The sequence below is a fragment of the Marinobacter sp. DS40M6 genome (genome assembly GCF_028581595.1).
GTDB classification, from domain to species: domain Bacteria; phylum Pseudomonadota; class Gammaproteobacteria; order Pseudomonadales; family Oleiphilaceae; genus Marinobacter; species Marinobacter salarius.
Genome location: NZ_JAFCAE010000009.1, coordinates 131,537 through 150,768, shown reverse-complemented (window position 1 = coordinate 150,768; position 19,232 = coordinate 131,537). Strand labels below are relative to the sequence as shown.

The 19,232-nt window shown below is 58.5% G+C and carries 19 protein-coding genes; 10 read left to right on the top strand and 9 right to left on the bottom strand.

Annotated elements, in window-relative coordinates; translation table 11 throughout:
• The first annotated feature begins 26 nt into the window (after positions 1 to 26).
• The 3 genes from JJO78_RS19490 to rmf all read left to right on the top strand — a co-directional run bounded on the left by JJO78_RS19490 (position 27) and on the right by rmf (position 4,345).
• Complete coding sequence (locus JJO78_RS19490) at positions 27 to 2,357, top strand: Tex family protein (RefSeq protein WP_273624477.1); 2,331 nt, start codon at positions 27 to 29, stop codon at positions 2,355 to 2,357.
• Between the two features lie 68 nt (positions 2,358 to 2,425).
• Positions 2,426 to 3,979, top strand: a complete 1,554-nt coding sequence (gene gshA, locus JJO78_RS19485) for a glutamate--cysteine ligase (protein WP_075194995.1) — start codon at positions 2,426 to 2,428, stop codon at positions 3,977 to 3,979.
• 153 nt (positions 3,980 to 4,132) lie between these two features.
• Positions 4,133 to 4,345, top strand: a complete 213-nt coding sequence (gene rmf, locus JJO78_RS19480) for a ribosome modulation factor (protein ID WP_036202988.1) — start codon at positions 4,133 to 4,135, stop codon at positions 4,343 to 4,345.
• 36 nt (positions 4,346 to 4,381) lie between these two features.
• Here rmf and JJO78_RS19475 read toward each other — a convergent pair whose 3' ends face one another.
• Positions 4,382 to 4,834 (bottom strand): flagellar basal body-associated FliL family protein, encoded by a 453-nt coding sequence (locus JJO78_RS19475; RefSeq protein WP_075194996.1) that lies wholly within the window; start codon positions 4,832 to 4,834, stop codon positions 4,382 to 4,384.
• 161 nt (positions 4,835 to 4,995) lie between these two features.
• Here JJO78_RS19475 and JJO78_RS19470 point away from each other — a divergent pair, with 161 nt between their 5' ends.
• Both JJO78_RS19470 and JJO78_RS19465 read left to right on the top strand, forming a co-directional pair.
• A complete protein-coding gene (locus JJO78_RS19470; RefSeq protein ID WP_036202995.1) occupies positions 4,996 to 5,502 on the top strand; it encodes a disulfide bond formation protein B in 507 nt (168 codons plus the stop codon).
• Positions 5,503 to 5,607: 105 nt separating this feature from the next.
• Positions 5,608 to 6,090 (top strand): Rsd/AlgQ family anti-sigma factor, encoded by a 483-nt coding sequence (locus JJO78_RS19465; RefSeq protein ID WP_075194997.1) that lies wholly within the window; start codon positions 5,608 to 5,610, stop codon positions 6,088 to 6,090.
• A gap of 73 nt (positions 6,091 to 6,163) precedes the next feature.
• Here the strand turns inward: JJO78_RS19465 and JJO78_RS19460 are convergent, their stop codons facing one another.
• The 3 genes from JJO78_RS19460 to JJO78_RS19450 form a co-directional block, all read right to left on the bottom strand.
• On the bottom strand, positions 6,164 to 6,874 hold the full coding sequence (locus tag JJO78_RS19460; RefSeq protein ID WP_036203000.1) for an FKBP-type peptidyl-prolyl cis-trans isomerase: 711 nt from the start codon (positions 6,872 to 6,874) through the stop codon (positions 6,164 to 6,166).
• A 105-nt stretch (positions 6,875 to 6,979) separates the two neighbouring features.
• Positions 6,980 to 7,366, bottom strand: coding sequence for a hypothetical protein (locus JJO78_RS19455; RefSeq protein WP_036203003.1), 387 nt, complete (start codon positions 7,364 to 7,366; stop codon positions 6,980 to 6,982).
• On the bottom strand, positions 7,360 to 7,890 hold the full coding sequence (locus JJO78_RS19450) for a DUF2390 domain-containing protein (protein ID WP_075194998.1): 531 nt from the start codon (positions 7,888 to 7,890) through the stop codon (positions 7,360 to 7,362). The genes JJO78_RS19455 and JJO78_RS19450 overlap by 7 nt, the downstream gene beginning before the upstream one ends.
• Before the next feature lie 48 nt (positions 7,891 to 7,938).
• On the opposite strand from JJO78_RS19450, the gene JJO78_RS19445 reads away from it, so the two are divergent.
• Entirely contained in the window at positions 7,939 to 9,894 is a 1,956-nt protein-coding gene (locus JJO78_RS19445) for an ATP-binding cassette domain-containing protein (RefSeq protein ID WP_075194999.1), read from the top strand.
• Here the strand turns inward: JJO78_RS19445 and ppx are convergent.
• A complete protein-coding gene (gene ppx, locus JJO78_RS19440; protein WP_151982892.1) occupies positions 9,891 to 11,402 on the bottom strand; it encodes an exopolyphosphatase in 1,512 nt (503 codons plus the stop codon). The two genes, JJO78_RS19445 and ppx, sit on opposite strands and share 4 nt — an antisense overlap.
• Before the next feature lie 373 nt (positions 11,403 to 11,775).
• Between ppx and trxA the strand changes: the two genes are divergently transcribed.
• Positions 11,776 to 12,102: a thioredoxin TrxA gene (gene trxA, locus JJO78_RS19435; RefSeq protein WP_007153552.1), complete on the top strand. Its 327-nt coding sequence runs from the start codon at positions 11,776 to 11,778 to the stop codon at positions 12,100 to 12,102.
• 216 nt (positions 12,103 to 12,318) lie between these two features.
• On the opposite strand, the gene JJO78_RS19430 is transcribed toward trxA, so the two are convergent.
• Genes JJO78_RS19430 through moaB form a run of 4 tightly spaced genes read right to left on the bottom strand, consistent with a single transcriptional unit; the run spans position 12,319 to position 14,823 of the window.
• Positions 12,319 to 12,765, bottom strand: a complete 447-nt coding sequence (locus JJO78_RS19430; protein ID WP_036203014.1) for a molybdenum cofactor biosynthesis protein MoaE — start codon at positions 12,763 to 12,765, stop codon at positions 12,319 to 12,321.
• A 1-nt stretch (position 12,766) separates the two neighbouring features.
• A complete protein-coding gene (gene moaD, locus JJO78_RS19425) occupies positions 12,767 to 13,036 on the bottom strand; it encodes a molybdopterin converting factor subunit 1 (protein ID WP_075195001.1) in 270 nt (89 codons plus the stop codon).
• Positions 13,033 to 14,247 carry a molybdopterin molybdotransferase MoeA gene (locus tag JJO78_RS19420; RefSeq protein WP_075195002.1) on the bottom strand — a complete coding sequence of 405 codons (1,215 nt, stop codon included), beginning with the start codon at positions 14,245 to 14,247 and terminating at the stop codon, positions 13,033 to 13,035. The genes moaD and JJO78_RS19420 overlap by 4 nt, the downstream gene beginning before the upstream one ends.
• 3 nt (positions 14,248 to 14,250) lie before the next feature.
• On the bottom strand, positions 14,251 to 14,823 hold the full coding sequence (moaB, locus tag JJO78_RS19415; protein WP_036203020.1) for a molybdenum cofactor biosynthesis protein B: 573 nt from the start codon (positions 14,821 to 14,823) through the stop codon (positions 14,251 to 14,253).
• A 367-nt stretch (positions 14,824 to 15,190) separates the two neighbouring features.
• On the opposite strand from moaB, the gene rho reads away from it, so the two are divergent.
• The 3 genes from rho to JJO78_RS19400 all read left to right on the top strand — a co-directional run bounded on the left by rho (position 15,191) and on the right by JJO78_RS19400 (position 19,227).
• Positions 15,191 to 16,453, top strand: coding sequence for a transcription termination factor Rho (gene rho / locus JJO78_RS19410; protein WP_036203025.1), 1,263 nt, complete (start codon positions 15,191 to 15,193; stop codon positions 16,451 to 16,453).
• Between the two features lie 280 nt (positions 16,454 to 16,733).
• A complete protein-coding gene (gene ubiD, locus JJO78_RS19405; RefSeq protein WP_036203027.1) occupies positions 16,734 to 18,221 on the top strand; it encodes a 4-hydroxy-3-polyprenylbenzoate decarboxylase in 1,488 nt (495 codons plus the stop codon).
• 1 nt (position 18,222) lies between these two features.
• On the top strand, positions 18,223 to 19,227 hold the full coding sequence (locus tag JJO78_RS19400) for a 2Fe-2S iron-sulfur cluster-binding protein (protein WP_273624499.1): 1,005 nt from the start codon (positions 18,223 to 18,225) through the stop codon (positions 19,225 to 19,227).
• The last annotated feature ends 5 nt before the right edge of the window (positions 19,228 to 19,232 follow it).

Here is a 19,232-nt window from a genome sequence, read left to right as displayed (position 1 = left end):
GACTCGTAAGCATCAGATGAGGTTGCATGAACAGTATCATCAGGCGCATTGCTGACGAACTGGGTGTTCGTGAACAGCAGGTGAATGCCACCGTTGAAATGCTGGACGGTGGCGCCACCGTTCCTTTTATTGCCCGTTATCGCAAGGAAGTCACCGGTTCGCTCGATGACAGCCAGTTACGGTCCCTGGAAGACCGCCTGCGTTATCTGCGTGAGCTGGAAGACCGTCGTTCCACGATCCTCAACAGCATTGAGGAGCAGGGCAAGCTGACCGATGAGCTGCGTGCCAGCATCGATTCGGCGGACACCAAGAACCGCCTCGAAGACCTCTACCTGCCGTATAAGCCCAAGCGCCGAACCAAAGCGCAGATTGCCCGTGAAGCCGGTCTGGAGCCCCTGGCCGATGCCCTGTATGACGACCCCACGCTGGAGCCAGAGAGCACAGCGGAAGGCTATATCAATGATGAGGCCGGTGTTACCGACACCAAGGCCGCGCTTGATGGTGCCCGCTACATTCTGATGGAACGCTTTGCCGAGGATGCGGAACTCCTGGGTGAGCTGCGTGACTTTATCTGGCAGCAGGGGCAGCTCAAGGTCACCGTGGTGGACGGCAAGGAAAATGAAGGTGCCAAGTTCCGCGACTACTTCGACCATGTCGAGCCACTGAAAAAGGTGCCATCCCATCGTGCGCTTGCCATCCTCCGGGGGCGCAATGAAGGCGTGCTTGCCTACTCCATTGTGGTTGGCGATGCGGAAGACGACCGTCGCCAGCCCCATCCGGCGGAACAGCGTATCGCCGCGCGCTGGCATATCCGTGACAACGGCCGTGCGGCCGACCGCTGGTTGTCGGAAGTGGTGCGCTGGACCTGGCGCGTAAAGCTGTCCACCCAGATCGAAACCGACCTTATGGCCCAGGTGCGGGAAGCGGCAGAAACCGAGGCCATCAATGTGTTTGCCGCCAACCTCAAGGATCTGCTGTTACTGGCGCCGGCGGGCCCCCGCGCCACACTGGGGCTGGACCCCGGCCTGCGCACCGGTGTGAAGGTGGCCATCATCGACGGCACCGGCCAGGTGGTGGGGCACGGTGGTATTTTCCCGCACGCGCCCCGCAACCAGTGGGATCAGTCCATTGAACAGTTGGCGAGCTGGTGTCGGCAGTACCGCATTGAACTGGTGGCCATTGGTAACGGTACGGCCTCCCGCGAAACCGAAAAGCTGGTCGCGGACCTGAGCAAGCGTTACCCGGAGCTGAAGCTGGCGCGGATTGTGGTCAGCGAATCCGGTGCTTCGATCTATTCCGCCTCTGAATTCGCCTCCCGCGAACTGCCGGACCTGGACGTGACCATTCGCGGGGCGGTCTCCATCGCCCGCCGGTTGCAGGACCCATTGGCGGAAATGGTGAAGATCGAACCCAAGTCCATCGGTGTGGGGCAGTACCAGCACGACGTGTCTCAGGTGCAGTTGGCCCGCAGCCTGGATGCCGTGGTGGAGGACTGTGTTAACGGTGTTGGTGTGGATCTCAACACCGCATCCATCCCCCTGCTGGCACGGGTGTCCGGCCTGAACCAGAGTATTGCCCAGAACATCGTCGATTTTCGTAACCAGAATGGCGTGTTCCGTGATCGCAGGCAGTTGCTTAAAGTGTCCCGCCTTGGTGATCGTACCTTTGAGCAGTCGGCCGGTTTCCTTCGCATTGCGGGGGGCGACAATCCGCTGGACCGCTCGTCGGTGCACCCGGAAGCCTATGGTGTGGTTGAGGCTATTGCCCGCCAGAACAATCGCAAGATTGAAGGTATCGTCGGCGACGCCGATTTCCTGCGCTCGTTGAACCCGCAGGACTATGTCACCGAACAGTTTGGTCTGCCGACCATAAAGGATATTATTACGGAATTGGAAAAGCCGGGCCGTGACCCCCGGCCGGAGTTCCGCTTTGCCAGCTTCGAGGAGGGAGTGGAAACCCTCAATGACCTGAAGCCGGGTATGGTGCTGGAAGGGTCGGTCACCAACGTGACCAACTTCGGCGCGTTCGTGGACATCGGCGTCCATCAGGATGGCCTTGTGCATATCTCTGCGTTGTCGAATACCTTCGTGAAAGATCCGAGGGAAGTGGTCAAGGCAGGGGATATCGTCAAGGTGAAAGTGATGGACGTGGATATCCCGAGAAAGCGGATTGCGCTTTCCATGCGTATGGATGACCAGCCCGGGGAGAAATCCGACAACCGCGCCGGCTCCAGCAGTAAAGGTGGCAAACCTTCCGCAAGAAATGACCGCCACAAGGGCGCAGACAGCGGGCAAAAGGGTGCCATGGCCGGAGCGCTGGCACAGGCTCTGGCGTCGGCCCGCAAAGACGGCCGTTAACCCGCGCCGCTACACACTACCGTAATGGCCGCCGGTGTTCCCGGCGGCCATTCAAGCAGGAGTCATTCATGGGTGAATCCCGCCATCAGCTTTTTCAGCAGTTCACGGCCAACCAATGGGCCGGATTTCGAAAAGGCGTTGAGAAAGAAGGCCTGCGGGTCGATCGCAACGGCTTTATCGCACAGACTCCGCACCCCCGCTCGCTGGGTTCCACACTGACTCATCCCCGTATCACCACGGATTACTCCGAAGCTTTGTTGGAGCTGATTACCCCGGTGTTTGATACCACGCGAGGGATGCTCGATTCGCTCCGGGATACCCATCGCTTCGTTCAGTGCAATCTTGGGGATGAGGTGTTCTGGGCCGCGAGTATGCCGTGTGAGCTGGACGGCGACGCGAGCATTCCCATTGCCGAGTATGGCACTGCCAATATCGGTCGCCTGAAGCATGTGTATCGCCAGGGGCTGGCCGTGCGTTACGGTCGCATGATGCAAAGCATTGCTGGCGCCCACTACAACCTGTCGCTGCCTGACAGTTTCTGGAGGCTTTGGCAGGACGCCCTTGGTAACCAACAAAGCCTGCAGGACTTCAAGTCGGACCAGTATTTCTGGCTGATCCGCAATTTCCGTCGTCGCAGCTGGATGCTGATGCTGCTGTTCGGCGCTTCTCCGGCGCTGGATGCCAGCTTTGTGGCGGGTGTACGTCATGACCTGAGCAGGTTCAGCGATGATACCTGGTATGGCCGCGAGGCCACATCGCTGCGCATGGGCGATCTGGGCTATCACAACAACGCTCAGGCATCGCTGAATATCTGTTTCAATGAACTGAAGACCTATACCGACACTCTGTTCAGGGCGATTCATACCCCGTGGCCAGCTTACGAAAAGATGGGAACCCGGCGCGACGGCGAATTCATCCAGATCAACACCAGCGTGCTGCAGATTGAGAACGAGTACTACAGCGCCGTGCGGCCAAAGCGCACCACCGAGCGTGGGGAAAAGCCGATACAGGCCCTGGAGTCACGGGGCGTGGAGTACATTGAGGTGCGTTGCCTGGACCTGGATCCGTTCTCCCCGGTTGGCGTTAACGAAAGCCAGATCGATTTTCTTGACCTGTTCCTGCTGGATTGCCTGCTGTCAGACAGCCCCCGAATTGACGATGACGAATGCGATCGCCTTGATGACAATTACCAGGATGTGGTGGCTAGGGGCCGGAATCCGGACCTGACGATCTGTCGCTCCGGTGAACGCGGCCGGGTCGGTGACGCTGCCATTGCCCTGATGGACCGTCTTGCCCCTCTTGCAGAACAGTTGGACAGCTTGAACGGAGATTCCACCTATCGGCGAGCGCTGGATGACCAGCGTGCCAAGCTCGACGATCCGCGTGAGTTACCTTCAGCGAAGGTGCTTGAAGCCATGGAGGCTTCCGGCATGGGTCACCGGGAATGGGGGCTGGAAATGTCCAGGCAGCACCAGCAAACGCTGCGAGGGGAAGGGCTGTCGCCGGATGTGATGGCGGCGTTTGACAAAATGACCGCTGATTCGCTTTCCGAGCAGGATGAAATGGAGCAAGCCGAAAACCAGCCATTCGGAGAATTCCTGGAGCAATACCTGCAATCCTGAACCGGGAGTGCCCCTCCCGGTCGGGCGTCACACTCTCCCCGGACCTGTCGCACAGAAACGTAATTAACGTTTGTCAGCTTCGGTTAGCGCTGTTAATTTCTGTAAGCAGAGTGACAGCATCTGATGGTGGCTACAGGTAAAGGGAGAACCGGTATGGCCAGAGACATCAAGTTAGGGTGGGATGTTGAGTCCCTGAATAAAGCCTATCGCCAGGGCTATATGGCCGCCTCTATGGGCATGGAACGCAGCCGCTGTCCCTATCGCGGAGAAGTTGTTGTTGCCGCCTGGGAAGCAGGATGGGAAGACGCTGAACAGGTTACCAATGAGGCGCGGCCGGTCGACGACCTGTTCTCCCGCATCGCCTGATACCTGTGCTTGCCGCCTGCTCACCCGGCCGTTGTATTACTTCTGTACAACGAACTCCGTAAACAGCACACCGGTAATGCTCTCACCGGTCTGTTGCTCTTCCAGGGCCGTGTTTATTCTCTTCGTGGCCTCTTCACGCAGCGACTGCTGTCCCTCTGTCGAGGACAGCTGTTCCGCGTCAGTCTGCTCCCCGAACAGCATCACCAGCTCATGACGTAGCCTGGGCATGTGTGCCTCCACCGCCGGACGGGTGGTTTCCTTCGACGCCCTGATGGTAACCGCTGCCTTGAGATAGGTCAGTTTGGCGCCCGGGTCCCCCACGTGGGTGACAAAGGGCGGATCCATTTCGATGTAGTCCGTGATGGCTGGTTCCTTTTCCTGCTCTTCCTGTGTCTCGTCTCCCCCTTCTTCCTCTTGGGCAAAGGCGGTTGGAGCCAGGGGAAAGGCAAAAAACAGGGCCAGCAGAAGGTACTTTGGCTTAAGTGTCATAGGCTTGAAGTTCGTATTGGTTTAAGGTTAAGTGGCTGGGCGCACGCAGCCGCCACCTGATGCTGGGAGAATAGCAGGCTCGATGCGCGGTTGCAGCATCCGATGCTTTACCGCCCAAGGCGGGCGACAGACTGACCTGAACGTTAACCCGAGGTACCCCTTTGAACTCCAGAGCCGTTTTCTTTCTGATATTCCTGCTATGCGCCGGGCTGCTTGGCGTGGCCTTCTACATGGAGCACGTTATGGGGTTGGAGCCCTGTCCTCTGTGTTGGCTGCAGCGATTCGGTTTTATGGCCGCTGGCATCGTCAGCCTCCTGGCAGCGCTCCATGGCCCCCATGGGTTCGGTGCAAGGGTCTATGGGTTATTGTTGTCTGTCAGCGCCGGTGCTGGCCTGGCGATGGCGGGCCGACAACTGTGGCTTCAAAGCCTGCCGGCGGATCAGGTGCCGGCCTGCGGGCCATCGGTGGATTACATGCTGGATGTGTTGCCCTGGATGGAGGTGTTGACCACGGCGCTGAAAGGCACGGGCGATTGCGCCGAAGTGACCTGGCGTTTCCTGGGGCTCAGTATTCCTGGCTGGACGGCCATCTTTTTCTTGTTGCTGGTGATTGTCGGCCTGGTGATGCTGTTCCGGCCCCCAAGAAAGCCGGAATGGATACAGGGATGAAACGGTTGCGACCGACCGCTGGCATGGGGTAACTTGAGTTTCGATACACTTGAGTTTCGATACAACAGAAATCAAACCAGAACGCGGTAACCGGAGATAGGCGTCATGTTGGATAATTGCCGTAATGCCAGGGAGCGTTGGGGTGGCGTCAGCGAGCTGATTGATCGCTGGCTGAAAGAAAGGCAGGAACTGCTGGTACACTACTGCGATTTGTCCGGTACGACGGACTATTCCCAGACAGAGGCGCTGCGCACGAAATTCATCAAGCTGTGTGAGGTGCTGGTGGATTACGTGTCGGCAGGGCACTTCGAAATATACGAGCAATTGGTTCAGGAAGCCCGTGAATTTAACGACGGTGGACTGGAGCTGGCGGTAAAGCTGTACCCGAAAATTGAGCAGACCACGGAAACGGCACTCAATTTCAACGATCGCCTTAACGGGCAGTCGCTGACGGAGAGCGAAGTTCGCGATTTGTTCCAGCAGCTATCAGAGCTCGGTGAAACTCTGGAAAGCCGGTTTGAGATGGAAGATTTCCTGATTGAGCATCTGCACAATGCCCATGCTGACAAGGTAATGTCGTCGGCTTGAGGTGAAGGCTTGAAACCTCCCCCCGATTCCAAAAGGAAATGGGGGGAGTGGCCGTTGTTGCCAAGCGGCTTATTTATTCCGGATTGATTTCCAGAAGTTCCACGTCGAAGACCAGGGTCTCGTTGGGCCCGATCCGCTGGTTTCCTCCAGGCCCATAAGCCAGTTCCGAAGGAATGTAGAGTTTCGCCCTGCTGCCTTCAGACATCAGTTGCAGTCCTTCGGTCCAGCCCGGTATGACCTGGTTCAGTCCAAAGGTGACCGGCTCGCCGCGCTCGCGGGAGCTGTCGAACACTTCGCCTGAGATTAACTCGCCGGTGTAGTGCACCTGCACGCGGTCTTCGGCCGTCGGCTTTTCACCATCGCCTTCTTCCAGGATTTCATATTGCAGGCCGGATTCCGTGGTTTTGACGCCGTCGCGTTTGGCATTCTCCGCGAGGAACTGTTCCCCGGCTTCCTGATTTTTCTTCGCCAGTTCTTCCGCCTGGGCCGACTCCTGCTCCTGGAGCTGAGTCTGGTAGGCCATCAGGGCTTCCTGGATTTCCTCACGGCTCATTCGCGTCTGTTCTTCGTCGCCGTCGTGGCCGTGCTGAATGCCTTGGAGGAATTGCTCCATCTTAAGGTTCGGCAGGTCGTTGCTCATTCTCTGGCCCATGACCAGGCCCATGCCGTAGCTGACTTTCTCATCCGTGGATTCCAGCGCCGGATCTTCCGGAACCGCTTCCTGGGAAGAAGAACAGCCTGCCATGACACCGGCCACAGACAGTGCGATCAGGGTTTTTCTCATTACATCGTCCTTAGTTAAGCTTGCGTTGAATGATCGGGAACGCACAAAAGGTAACGGGTTCTGTCGCCAGATGCCACTGAACATGTGTTAAGGAAGGGAGTAATCTCAACTACCGTTATTGGCAGTGTCAGGGCCGAGCGAAAAAGGTGCGCGGTAGGGCGATTGCCAATCGGTTTCCGAGTCGGACACGGGCGGGCGTACGCTCTTGCTTTCAGATCGCTCTATTGCCAGCGCGTTCCAGGGCCCTTGCGCAGGTGGCTTGTCAGCGTAGTGCCAGCTGCCGTCGCTATCCTTCCACTTGAAGACGATGTCGGGCCCTTCAGTTGGAACCGGTGAGGGAACCAGGCCCTCAAACGCGGGAATTTCGGCATTGGTTTCGGCCTTTGCGGGTTTGCTGGTGGTTTCGGCGGGGTCATTCAGGCCGAAAAACATCAGTGCCACCAGGACGCCGAGAGCGGGAAACGCCAGCCGGATTAGCCATTTCATCAACATGGCTTGTTATCTCCTTCAACGAGGGTCGACAGTTCTCTGGTCAAAATGTCCAGCAAGCTGCCGGTCTCGTTATCCATTGTCTTCTCTGGTGCTGCGGCGAGCAAGTTGCTGAGGGCCAGATTGGCCATTGTTGCCTCACCGCTGCCTGTATGTTTGTTTGAAACCAGAGCCTGATAGGCCAAGGCCAACTCGACCCGTTCCGCTTCAAGTTCGCTACGGGCGATGCACTCTCTTACAATAGCAGTGCCGGGGTCATTCTTCGTAATGGTTTTCTTCGCTGATCGAAGCGGCTCCGTGACTTGGCGCCGCCATGCGGTTACCTGCGCGCTCTCAGTGCCCGGAAGCACGTTGCCTGAGGTGGTCAGCCACGCTGCGCAGAGAATCCGGGTAACGCTCCAGCCTCGGTCCTGCAGGCCGAGGCACGCATCCCGTGCTGCAGAGGACTCCCAGAAACGGCAGGCAAACCGCCACAATGGGTTTTCCGGATCTGCATCCTCAGGTATCTTGCTACCGCTACACGCCATAGGGGCCAGGCCGGTTCCTTATCAAACGTTCCTTGATACCATTACGTTATGCTTACGATAACCGATCTCAGTTTACAACGAGGTGGCGTCTGGTTGCTAGAAGCCGTCAACCTGACCATCCAGCCCGGCCAACGGGTAGCGATAGTGGGTGCCAATGGCGCTGGCAAGTCCAGTTTGTTCCAGTTATTGCTGGGGCAGCTGGCGCCGGAGCAGGGCAGTGCGTCTTTGCCCGGAGGGTGCCGAATCGCTCACATGGCTCAGGAAGTGGCCGCCTCGTCCCGCACGGCTCGGGATTTTGTGCTGGATGGCGACTATGATCTGCGACGCATGGAGTCAGAGTTGGCTGACGCCGAAGAGCGGGATGACGATCACCGCATTGCCCGTATTCATGGCGAGCTCGACATCCATGAAGCCTGGTCTGCGCCTCGCCGCGCGGAAGCGTTGCTGAGAGGTTTGGGGTTTTCGGATGCCGACGCTGATCGGCCAGTGTCTTCGTTTTCCGGCGGCTGGCGGATACGCCTCAACCTGGCCCAGGCGTTGATGCGCCCGTCCGACCTGTTGTTGTTGGACGAGCCCACCAACCACCTGGACCTGGACGCCTGTCTTTGGCTTGAGAACTGGCTGCGGCGGTACGAGGGCACCCTGCTGTTCATTTCCCACGACCGGGACTTCATGGACCGTGTGGCGACTCACCTGGTGCATTTCGACCAGCGGCGGCTGGACCTGTATACGGGTAATTACTCATCATTTGAGACCCAGCGCAGTGAGCGCATTGCCCAGCAGCAGGCCGGGTATGAGCGCCAGCAGGCAAGAATTGCCGAGATCCAGCGTTTCATCGATCGTTTTAAAGCAAAAGCCACCAAAGCCCGCCAGGCCCAGAGCCGGGTCAAAGCGCTGGAGCGCATGGAAAAGATTGCTCCGGCCCATGTGGATTCCCCGTTCAGTTTCGAGTTTCCGGTCGCCGATAAAGTGTCCAATCCGCTGATGTCGATTCGTAACGGCGCGGCGGGTTATGGCGACGCCGTTGTACTCGAAGGCATCAACCTGTCACTGCTGCCGGGCAGTCGTATTGGTCTCTTGGGCCCCAATGGTGCGGGCAAGTCCACGTTGATGGATGCCCTGCGGGGGCAAAGCACCCTGTTGCGGGGTGAGCGGACCACGGGAGAACATGTGGCGATCGGTTATTTTGCCCAGCATCAGTTGGAGTCGCTGGACCTGGACGCAAGCCCGTTCCTGCACCTGCAGCGGCTGGCCCCCAAAGCCTCCGAGCAAAGTGTCCGTAATTTTTTGGGCGGCTTTGACTTCCACGGCGACGAGGCCTTGAGTGCTATTCGTTCATTCTCCGGTGGTGAAAAGGCCCGTGTGGCGCTGGCGGTGATTGCCTGGCAAAAGCCCAACCTGTTGCTGCTGGACGAGCCCACCAACCACCTGGACCTGGAGATGCGTCAGGCCCTGACCATGGCGCTGCAAAACTTTGAGGGGGCGATTGTGGTGGTTTCCCATGATCGTCACCTGCTGCGTAACACGGTTGATGACTTCTGGCTGGTGAACGAGGGTCGGGTTACGGAATACGACGGCGACCTGGAAGACTATGAGCGCTGGCTGGCGGACCGTCGCAAGGACGAAACCGAAGCTCCACGCCGGGAAAGTAGTGAGGTCCACGCTGCAGGCGGTAACGCATTGGCTGCGGATAGTGGTGCGGGTGAGAACGCCGAAGATCGCAAGGCCCGCAAGCGGGCGGAGGCGGCCATTCGCCAGAAACTTAGCCCCTATCGCAAGCAACAGGGGGCTCTGGAGAAAGAGATGGATCAGCTCCAGTCCACGTTGGTGACACTGGAGCAGAGCCTTTCAGAGCCGGAGCTCTATGCCGATCAGGGTAAGCAGAAGCTAAAGGAGCTTTTGGGTCAACAGGCCGCAGCAAAGAGTCGTCTGGCAGAGGTAGAAGCCGAATGGCTTGAAATCAGCGAAACGGTCGAGAGCCTTGAGGCAGAGCTAACGCCCTAGGATTTCACCTCCAGGGTGAAATCCTGTTTGGCCAGGTAATCCCGTTCGTTTTCAAGATCGGCCAGGGTTAGCGGGCGTTCATCCAGCCACCCTTCAGTGAATTCCACGGCCAGACCATTGGTGGACGGGTGCAGGCGGAATTCGGGCGGCTGCTCATGATTCCGCGGATGCTGCAATAGCACTGCCAGTCGAACCAGCACGCACAGGTAGCGTAGACGGGGAATGTCCTCGGGGTTCAGCCCGTCGAAAATGGCGGAAGAGAACTTGCGCCGGTGCCCACGAACCAGGGTTGCCAGATCGCGCTGAAACTGTTGACTGAAGCCGGGTAGGTCGGAATACCGCAACAGGTAGGCGCCGTGCTTGTGGTACTGGCTGTGTGAAATGGTCAGGCCGATTTCATGCAGCCGGCAGGCCCAGCGCAGCACTTCTTCATCAACTGCTGTGTTCAGCTCCCAAGTGCTCGCCACCTGTCTCCAGGCCGCGATGGCGGTGTGTTCCACCGCGCTGCCGTGTTCCTGGTCTACGTGGTAGCGTTCCTGCAGGGCCTGAATTGTTCGTACCCTTACATCCTCGTGCTGAATCCGGCCGGCGATGTCGTACAGCAGGCCTTCCCTCAGGGCGCCATCAGCGAACGTCATTTCGGTTATCCGCAGCGACTGGAACGCGCCCATCAAAATCGCAAACCCCGCGGGGAAGATACTTTGGCGATCGGCGCGGACGCCCAGGTCCCCGAGTTTCTCAGCCTTGCCCATGTCGACCAGCCGGGTCCTGAGTTCCATCATCGCGTCCAGGGTGATGGTGCCGTCCGTGATCCTGAGGCTGGTCAACACGCTGGCAATCGCCTTGATTGAGCCGGATGACCCTACAGCGCTTTGCCAACCCTTGTTGCGGAAATGCTGACGGATGTTGAGCAGTTCCTGTTCGGCGTGGGTAACGGCCTTATCCATTTGCTTGCGGGTGATCTTGCCGTCCGGAAAGTATCGGTTGCGGAACGACACGCAGCCCATGTGCAGACTTTCGAGCTCCTGGGGTTCGAAGCGTTCCCCGATGATAAACTCGGTACTACCGCCCCCGATGTCAATCACCAGTCGCCGGCCACTGTCATCCGACAGGGTGTGTGATACGCCCAGGTAAATCAGACGGGCCTCCTCCCGGCCGGCAATGATCTCCACCGGGTATCCCAGCACCTCTTCCGCCCGGGTCATGAATTCATGGGCGTTGCGCGCCACCCGCAACGCGTTGGTGCCCACCACCTGAACCGCCTCCGGTGGCATGCCCTGAAGCCTCTGGGCAAAACGACTAAGGCAGGCCAGGGCACGTTCCTGGGCGTCTTCGGTCAGACGGTTATGACTGTCCAGCCCGGCACCGAGCTGTACCTTCTCCCCCATCTTCTCCAGGGTGCGGATCTCACCGTGAACCAGGCGGGCGACCACCATGTGGAAACTGTTGGAGCCCATATCGATTGCAGCGAGCAGTTCTGGCGGGGTGGCGGAAGAGTTGGCCGTCACGTGTAATGAATTCCTTCTGCCAGGCCCTAAATAGAGGGAAGGGAGCTTGAAAGACTGCATGCCGGAAACTCGGCAGCGTTCATGTAACCATTGTTATCAGGGCGAAAGTGGACGTTTAACCACCATGCCTGGGGATTACTATAAGCGATATGCGGTGTAACGCAATGGGGCGGTATTGCTCAGGATGAGGGTAATCCGAAGTGCCGGGGTGGAACGAAGCGCTTCACATACGCCTGACCAATCGCGTAAAGTAAGGCTTACAATAATTTAGGAAATCGGTTGCCCCAAGCCTTTTGCGGCAACTGTCAGAACAGTCAACAGCATCATTCAGGCGGCCAGAGCCGCTGGTGGGTGCACGAATCGGGAAACTGAAATGAGCGGAAATATTGTAAACGTTACAGATGCCTCTTTTGAGCAGGATGTACTGCAGTCAGACGTACCGGTACTGGTCGACTACTGGGCAGAATGGTGCGGCCCATGCAAGATGATCGCGCCAGTCCTGGAAGAGATGGCTGAAGAGTACGAAGGCAAGCTGAAAGTCTGCAAACTGAACATCGACGAAAACGAGCAGACCCCGCCCAAATTCAACATCCGCGGCATCCCCACCCTGATGCTGTTCAAGAACGGCAACGTGGACGCCACCAAAGTAGGCGCACTGTCCAAGTCACAGCTGGCTGCGTTCCTCGACAGCAACCTCTGATTGCTGCGAGTTGGCCAAAAGCCGCCCCTGAGCAAACGCTCACGGGCGGTTTTTTATTGCCAGGCCAACAACCAGTCAGGCGAGTAGTTCCGAACACCCCTTCCGAAAATGTGCGGAGCCAAGGATGGCGGAGCCCAAGCGTACACGGACGTATTCAAAGCGTTTTTCGGAAGGGGTGTTCGGAATTGCTCGCCGTCTGGCCACAAAGTCTCGGAGTTAATCCCAACTCTGAGTCCGGTCCAGATCAGCAGCCTTCTGCTCAACCCAGTGCTCCGTGTCGCCCGTGATCTCCTTCTTCCAGAACGGCGCCGACGTCTTTAGTGCATCCATGATGAACTCACAGGCCGCAAATGCATCACCACGATGGGCGCTGCACACCCCCACAAACACAATCTGATCAGACAATGCCAGCGATCCCACCCGATGAATAATCCGCGCGTCCCGCACATCCCAGCGTTGTGAGGCTTCATGAACCAGTCCCTCGATAACCTGCTCCGTCATCCCTGGATAGTGCTCCAGAAACAGCCCCGTCACACCGCTCAGGTCACCACTGTCCCGAACGAGTCCGGTAAACGTCGCGATGGCCCCGGTGCCGGAACCGCTGTTTCGAAGGGCACGGTACTCTTCAGCCGGGTCAAAATCCTGTTGCTGGACGCGGATCACATCAACCTCCTGTCACTGGCGGAAAAAAGGCCACTTCATCACCGGGCTGTAGCGCCCTGTCAGGCTTGGTCATTACCTGATTGACCGCAATCATCACCGGTTGCGCGCCGTCCAGCTGGGCCCAGTTCCCCCCTTTAGAAGCAAGGCTGTGCAGCAGTTGACCGGCAGTCAGCCCGGGTTGGGCCTCAACCGTCAGCGTGGTTGTATCCAGTTCCTCCCTCAGGCGGGCAAAGAACTTCACCGTAATAGAATTATCCGTAGCCATGGTCATTCCAGCAGCTCCGCAAACGAGTAATAGGTAACAGGGTCACCGAGGTTAATGGTCGTGTTCTCAGGTACCACAGCCAATCCCTCAGCCCAGCAGGCAGAGCTCAGGACGCCGGAGCTCTGGTTGGGATAGGCCGTGATCATAAGGCCGTCATCGCCAATGCTCTTGCGGGCACGGACGTATTGTCGACGAATTGAGGGCTTCTCCGTCGAAAATCCGGCCGGGATCTGTTCTCCGCCACCAGTAACCCCCGTTCGGCTCTGGCAGGCGCGAATAAACGGCATGCCCATCACCATAAAGCTGACCAGCACGGCCACCGGATTGCCGGGCAGGCCCAGCACCGGCGTGTCGCCAATCGTACCGAAGGCCATTGGTTTGCCAGGTTTGCTGGCAAGCCGCCACAGGGACAGGTTGCCAGATTCCTCCAGCACCGCCCGAACATGGTCTTCCTCGCCCACCGACACGCCGCCGCTGGTGATGATCAGGTCGGCCTCGGCTGCGGCCCGCTCAAGAGTCTTGCGGGTCGCGTCCCGAGCGTCCTTCAGGGCCTCACAGAGCACCACCTCGCAGCCTGCTTTCGCCAGCAATCCCAGCAGGGTGTAGCGATTGCTGTTATAGATCTGTCCAGGCCCCAGTGGTTGTCCGGGATCCACCAACTCGTCACCGGTTGTGAGAACGGCGACTTTCAGTTTTGCGTACACGGCAACGTCTGCCGTACCAATGGAGCCCAGTAGGCCCATTTCCTGGGGGCGGATCCTGGTGCCCGCCGCCAATGCCAGCTCGCCCTGAGCCAGATCCTGGCCACGGCGACGGATATTCTGGCCTTCGCTGACAGGCCCATTGACGGTGATACCGTCGCCGCAAACGCTGACCCGTTCCTGCATGATGACCGCGTCCGCGCCTGAGGGGATTTCCGAACCGGTGAAAAGACGCACGGCCGTTCCAGGCTTGAGGGTCAGGCGTTCTTCACCAGCAGCTGTGCGCCCGGACACCGGTAGTGGTTCCCCGCCAGCAAGATCCCCGGCACGCACGGCGTAACCGTCGACGGCGCTGTTATCCGCTGGTGGTACATCCGCCGGAACTGTGTAGTCCCGGGCCAGAACCCGGTCCAGACTGTTTGTCAGTGCCACGGTTTGCGAGCGCGTGATCGGGCGCGCCCGGGCAACCAGATGGTCAATGGCTTCTTCAACAGGAGTCAGGTCAGAGCTTGCCATGGATTATCGCTCCGAGCGCTCGCCAATAACCTGGTCGATCCGGCTGAGAGGCTTGTCCGGTTTGCCGAGGGCCAGGTCTGAGAAGTTGCAGGGGCCGTGGCGACTGTCCAACTGACTGACGAGAATGCCGTTCCAGCCGGTGCGGCAGGCACTTGTTGAACCGGGCAGGCAGAAAATCACCGTGTGATTGGCCAATCCGCCAAAGGCTCGGGACTGAATCGTGGAAGAGCCAATCTCGCTGGCGGAAAGCCGGCGGAACTCCTCACCGAAGCCGTCGATGGCCTTGTCCAGCAATGGGGAGACCGCTTCTGGCGTACTATCGCGCTCATGGAAGCCGGTGCCGCCGGTGATGATCACCACGTTGATCTCCGGGTCGGCGATCCAGCCGGACATCAGCGCCCGTATGAGATAGACATCGTCCGGCAGGATGCGTCGGGCAACCAGTCGGTGGCCCGCTTCAATGATGCTGTTCTCCAGGAACTTTCCTGATGAGTCTTCCGCTTCACCCCGGCTGTCGGACACCGTCAGCAGGGCGATACTCAGGGGTTTCAGTTCGACGGTGGCGTCGATACTCATGGATGCTCTCCAAAGTTTTTATAGGTCTGTCTAACAGTATCTCTATTGGGAATGATGAATGGAAGGGGAGACATTCATCAGAGGGATACGGGGCATTTGCGGAGGCTGTGGGCGACCCCTTAAGGAGAAATTGGTTCAAAAATGCGCGACATTACTTGACATTGGTACGCAAGGTGGCTGATGATCGCTCTTGCCCGGCGAACGGTTGTTCTTCCTGTCTCTGGCTTCAGTACCTTTCCGGACTCCATCTACACCGGTTGCTCCATCTGGCCAGCACCAAGTTCAACGTATATCCGATCAATCCGTTTAGGGGCACCCCTTTCATTTCAATATTCGTTTACTTCCATTCCTGACTATCTAACAACCTATGAACCTTACTGAACTCAAGCAGAACTCCATGCCCGAATTGCTCGATATTGCGCAAGAGATGGGCCTCGATAACCTGGCTCGCTCGCGCAAGCAGGATGTCATCTTCACGATCCTGAAGAAGCATGCTAAAAGCGGCGAAGACATTTATGGTGACGGCGTACTGGAAATTCTGCAGGACGGTTTCGGCTTCCTCCGTTCCGCCGACGCCTCATACCTTGCCGGTCCTGACGACATCTACGTGTCGCCAAGCCAGATTCGCCGTTTTAACCTGCGGACCGGTGACACCGTTGCCGGCAAGATACGCCCGCCGAAAGACGGCGAGCGTTACTTTGCCCTGCTGAAAGTTAACGAGATTAACTTCGACAAGCCGGACAACGCCCGAAACAAGATCCTGTTCGAGAACCTGACACCGCTGTTCCCGGACGAGCGCCTGATGCTTGAAGCCGGTAATGGCAGCACCGAGGATCTGTCCTCACGGGTTCTGGATCTGGTTGCGCCCATCGGCAAGGGCCAGCGCGGCCTGATCGTGTCTCCGCCCAAAGCCGGTAAGACGCTGCTGATGCAAAGCATCGCCCAGTCCATCACCCGTAACAATCCAGAGTGCCATGTGATGGTGCTGCTGATTGACGAGCGTCCGGAAGAAGTAACCGAGATGCAGCGCACCGTGCGTGGTGAAGTGATCGCCTCCACCTTCGATGAGCCCCCGGCCCGTCATGTGCAGGTGGCCGAGATGGTCATCGAAAAGGCCAAGCGTTTGGTCGAGCACAAGAAAGACGTGGTGATTCTGCTGGATTCCATCACCCGTCTGGCCCGTGCCTACAACACGGTGATTCCGTCCTCCGGCAAGGTACTGACCGGTGGTGTGGACGCCCACGCCCTTGAGAAGCCCAAGCGTTTCTTTGGTGCGGCCCGTAACGTGGAAGAGGGCGGCAGCCTGACCATTCTTGCCACCGCGCTGGTCAACACTGGCTCCAAGATGGATGAAGTCATCTATGAGGAGTTCAAGGGAACCGGTAACATGGAGATCCATCTGGATCGCAAGATTGCCGAGAAGCGCACCTATCCCGCCATCAATATTCGCAGCTCTGGCACCCGCCGTGAGGACCTGCTGATGAGCGAGGCGGATATCCAGCGCATCTGGATTCTGCGCAAGCTGCTGCACTCCATGGACGACGATACTGGTGCCATTGAGTTCCTGCTGGACAAGCTGCGTGAAACCAAGACCAACGACGAATTCTTCCAGTCGATGAAGCGTCGTTAAGTTTTGGTTTCGGTTCGGGCCCTCTTTGCGCACTGAGCTTGGGGGCTGGTAACGCCGGGGATCGTCTCCCCGGACACGCCGTGAACCCATCCATGGGGGCTCGGCATTGCCATCCTTGGCAATGCACGGTCCGGGGGAGACGATCCCCGGCGTTACCGACCAGACTTCTCGCGCGCACGTCTCCCCATCTCCTGTTCCTGCACCAAAGCTGAAACCTAGGCCAGAGCCGAACCAAATAACCAGAATTCGCGTACAATGCCGGAATCAACCGGAGTAGCCGATGAAATACAACGACCTGAGAGACTTCATAGGCCAGCTTGAAAAGTTGGGAGAGCTGAAGCGTATTTCAGTGGAAGTCGATCCCCACCTGGAAATGACCGAGATCTGCGACCGCACGCTGCGGGCAGGTGGCCCCGCGTTGTTGTTCGAGAACCCCAAAGGCTACGACATGCCCGTGCTGGCCAACCTGTTTGGTACGCCGAAACGCGTGGCCATGGGCATGGGGCAAGACAGCGTGACCGCGCTGCGGGACATCGGCAAGCTGCTCGCCTTCCTGAAAGAGCCCGATCCTCCCAAGGGCTTCAAAGACGCCATCGAGAAACTGCCGCTGTTCAGGCAAGTGATGCGTATGAGCCCCAAAGTGCTTCGCTCGGCGCCCTGCCAGGACGTGGTGATCGAAAAGGACCAGGTGGATCTGTACCAGATACCGGTTCAGCACTGCTGGCCCGGGGACGCAGGGCCTTTGGTGACCTGGCCGTTGGTGATAACCCGTGGGCCCCATAAAGAACGCCAGAATCTTGGTATTTACCGGCAACAGGTCATTGGCCGTAACCGGCTGATCATGCGCTGGCTGAGCCATCGTGGAGGTGCGCTGGATTTTCAGGAGTTCCAGAAAGCCAACCCGGGTAAACCCTATCCTGTGGCCGTTGCCCTTGGGGCGGACCCGGCGACCATCCTGGGTGCGGTGACGCCGGTGCCGGATTCGTTATCGGAATACGCCTTTGCTGGCCTGCTCCGCGGTGGAAGAACTGAATTGGTGCAGTGTGGTCTCAGCGATCTGCAGGTGCCGGCCAGTGCCGAGATTGTGCTGGAAGGGTTCATCTATCCGGACGACGTAGCGCCGGAAGGCCCGTTCGGGGACCATACCGGTTATTACAACGAAGTGGATGAATTCCCGGTGTTCACCGTGGAGCGGGTGACGCACCGCAAGGACCCGATTTACCACAGTACCTACACTGGCCGCCCACCCGATGAGCCCGCCATTCTGGGTGTGGCACTGAACGAAGTCTTCATTCCCATCCTGCAGAAGCAGTTCCCCGAGATTGTGGATTTTTACCTGCCTCCCGAGGGGTGCTCCTACCGTCTTGCAGTGGTGACCATGAAGAAACAGTACCCCGGCCATGCCAAACGGGTGATGATGGGAGTATGGTCATTCCTGCGGCAGTTCATGTACACCAAGTTTGTGATCGTTACCGACGACGACGTAAACGCACGGGACTGGAAAGACGTGATCTGGGCCATGACCACCCGCATGGACCCATCCAGGGATACCACGCTGGTTGAGAGCACTCCCATCGACTACCTGGACTTCGCTTCGCCGGTGTCCGGGCTGGGCTCGAAAATGGGGATGGATGCCACCAGCAAATGGCCGGGCGAAACCGATCGGGAGTGGGGCACGCCCATCACCATGTCCGACGACGTCAAAAGGCGTGTGGACGACATCTGGGACAGCCTGGGGATTGAAGTTTCATCCGATCGCCCCGATTGATATGGCCAGCCGTGAATGTCGTATTCAACTCGTGCCGGCGGTATTGTCCTTTGCCGCAGCCGCCGACGAGACGCTGCTTACGGCAGCCGGCAGGGCGGGCATTGCGGTTCCCGCCGCCTGTCGCAATGGCGTGTGCGAGCTCTGTGAGGCTCGCCTGGTCAGTGGCGAGGCCCTGAATACCCGCAATCAACACACAATTCCGGTCACCGGGCGACTGATGATGTGTCGCACCCTGGCGCTCAGTGACCTTGAACTGGAGATAGACGCCGTTATGGCAGCCGGAGACAACCAGCCTCGCAAGTTCCAGGCAAAGGTGGTGGACGTTCGTTCCATCAGCCACGATGTTTACCGTGTGGAACTGCAACTGCCCCGTCGCCGGGAACTGTCGTTTCACGCCGGCCAGTACCTGTCCGTGAATCTGCCGGATACAGACCCCTGTTATTTTTCCATCGCCAGCAGTCCGTCTGAAGAATTGATTGAGCTGCACATTCAGGCGACACCGGAGTGGGTGTCTGCACAGAAAGTGATTGATGCATTGACCTCTGGCGGAGAGGTGACCGTTGAATTACCCCACGGCCGCGCGTGCCTGGCGTCCGCGCCGGACAAACCGCTGTTGCTGGTCGCCGCCGGAACGGGGTTTGCCCAAATGAAGAGCCTGGTGGACTACCTGCAGAACACGTCTTACGACAAGCCTGTGAAGTTCTACTGGGGCGTTCGCCGCCACGAGGATATGTACCTGCGATCCCTGGCCCAGCAGTGGCAGGAAGAATGGCCGCCCTTTACCTTCCTGCCCGTGGTAGGGGATGACGAAGACAACGAGTGGAGTGGCCACCACGACCAGTTGGTGCGAACCGTGCTGGCGTCGGGCATGGACTGGAGCAACGTGGAAGTTCACGCCAGCGGCTCGCCGACGATGGTCTATACCTTGATGGATGCGTTACTGGAGGTGGGGTTGCCGCAGGAAGCATTTTTCTCCGATGTACTGGAATACGCCCCGAGAGGTTGAGACCC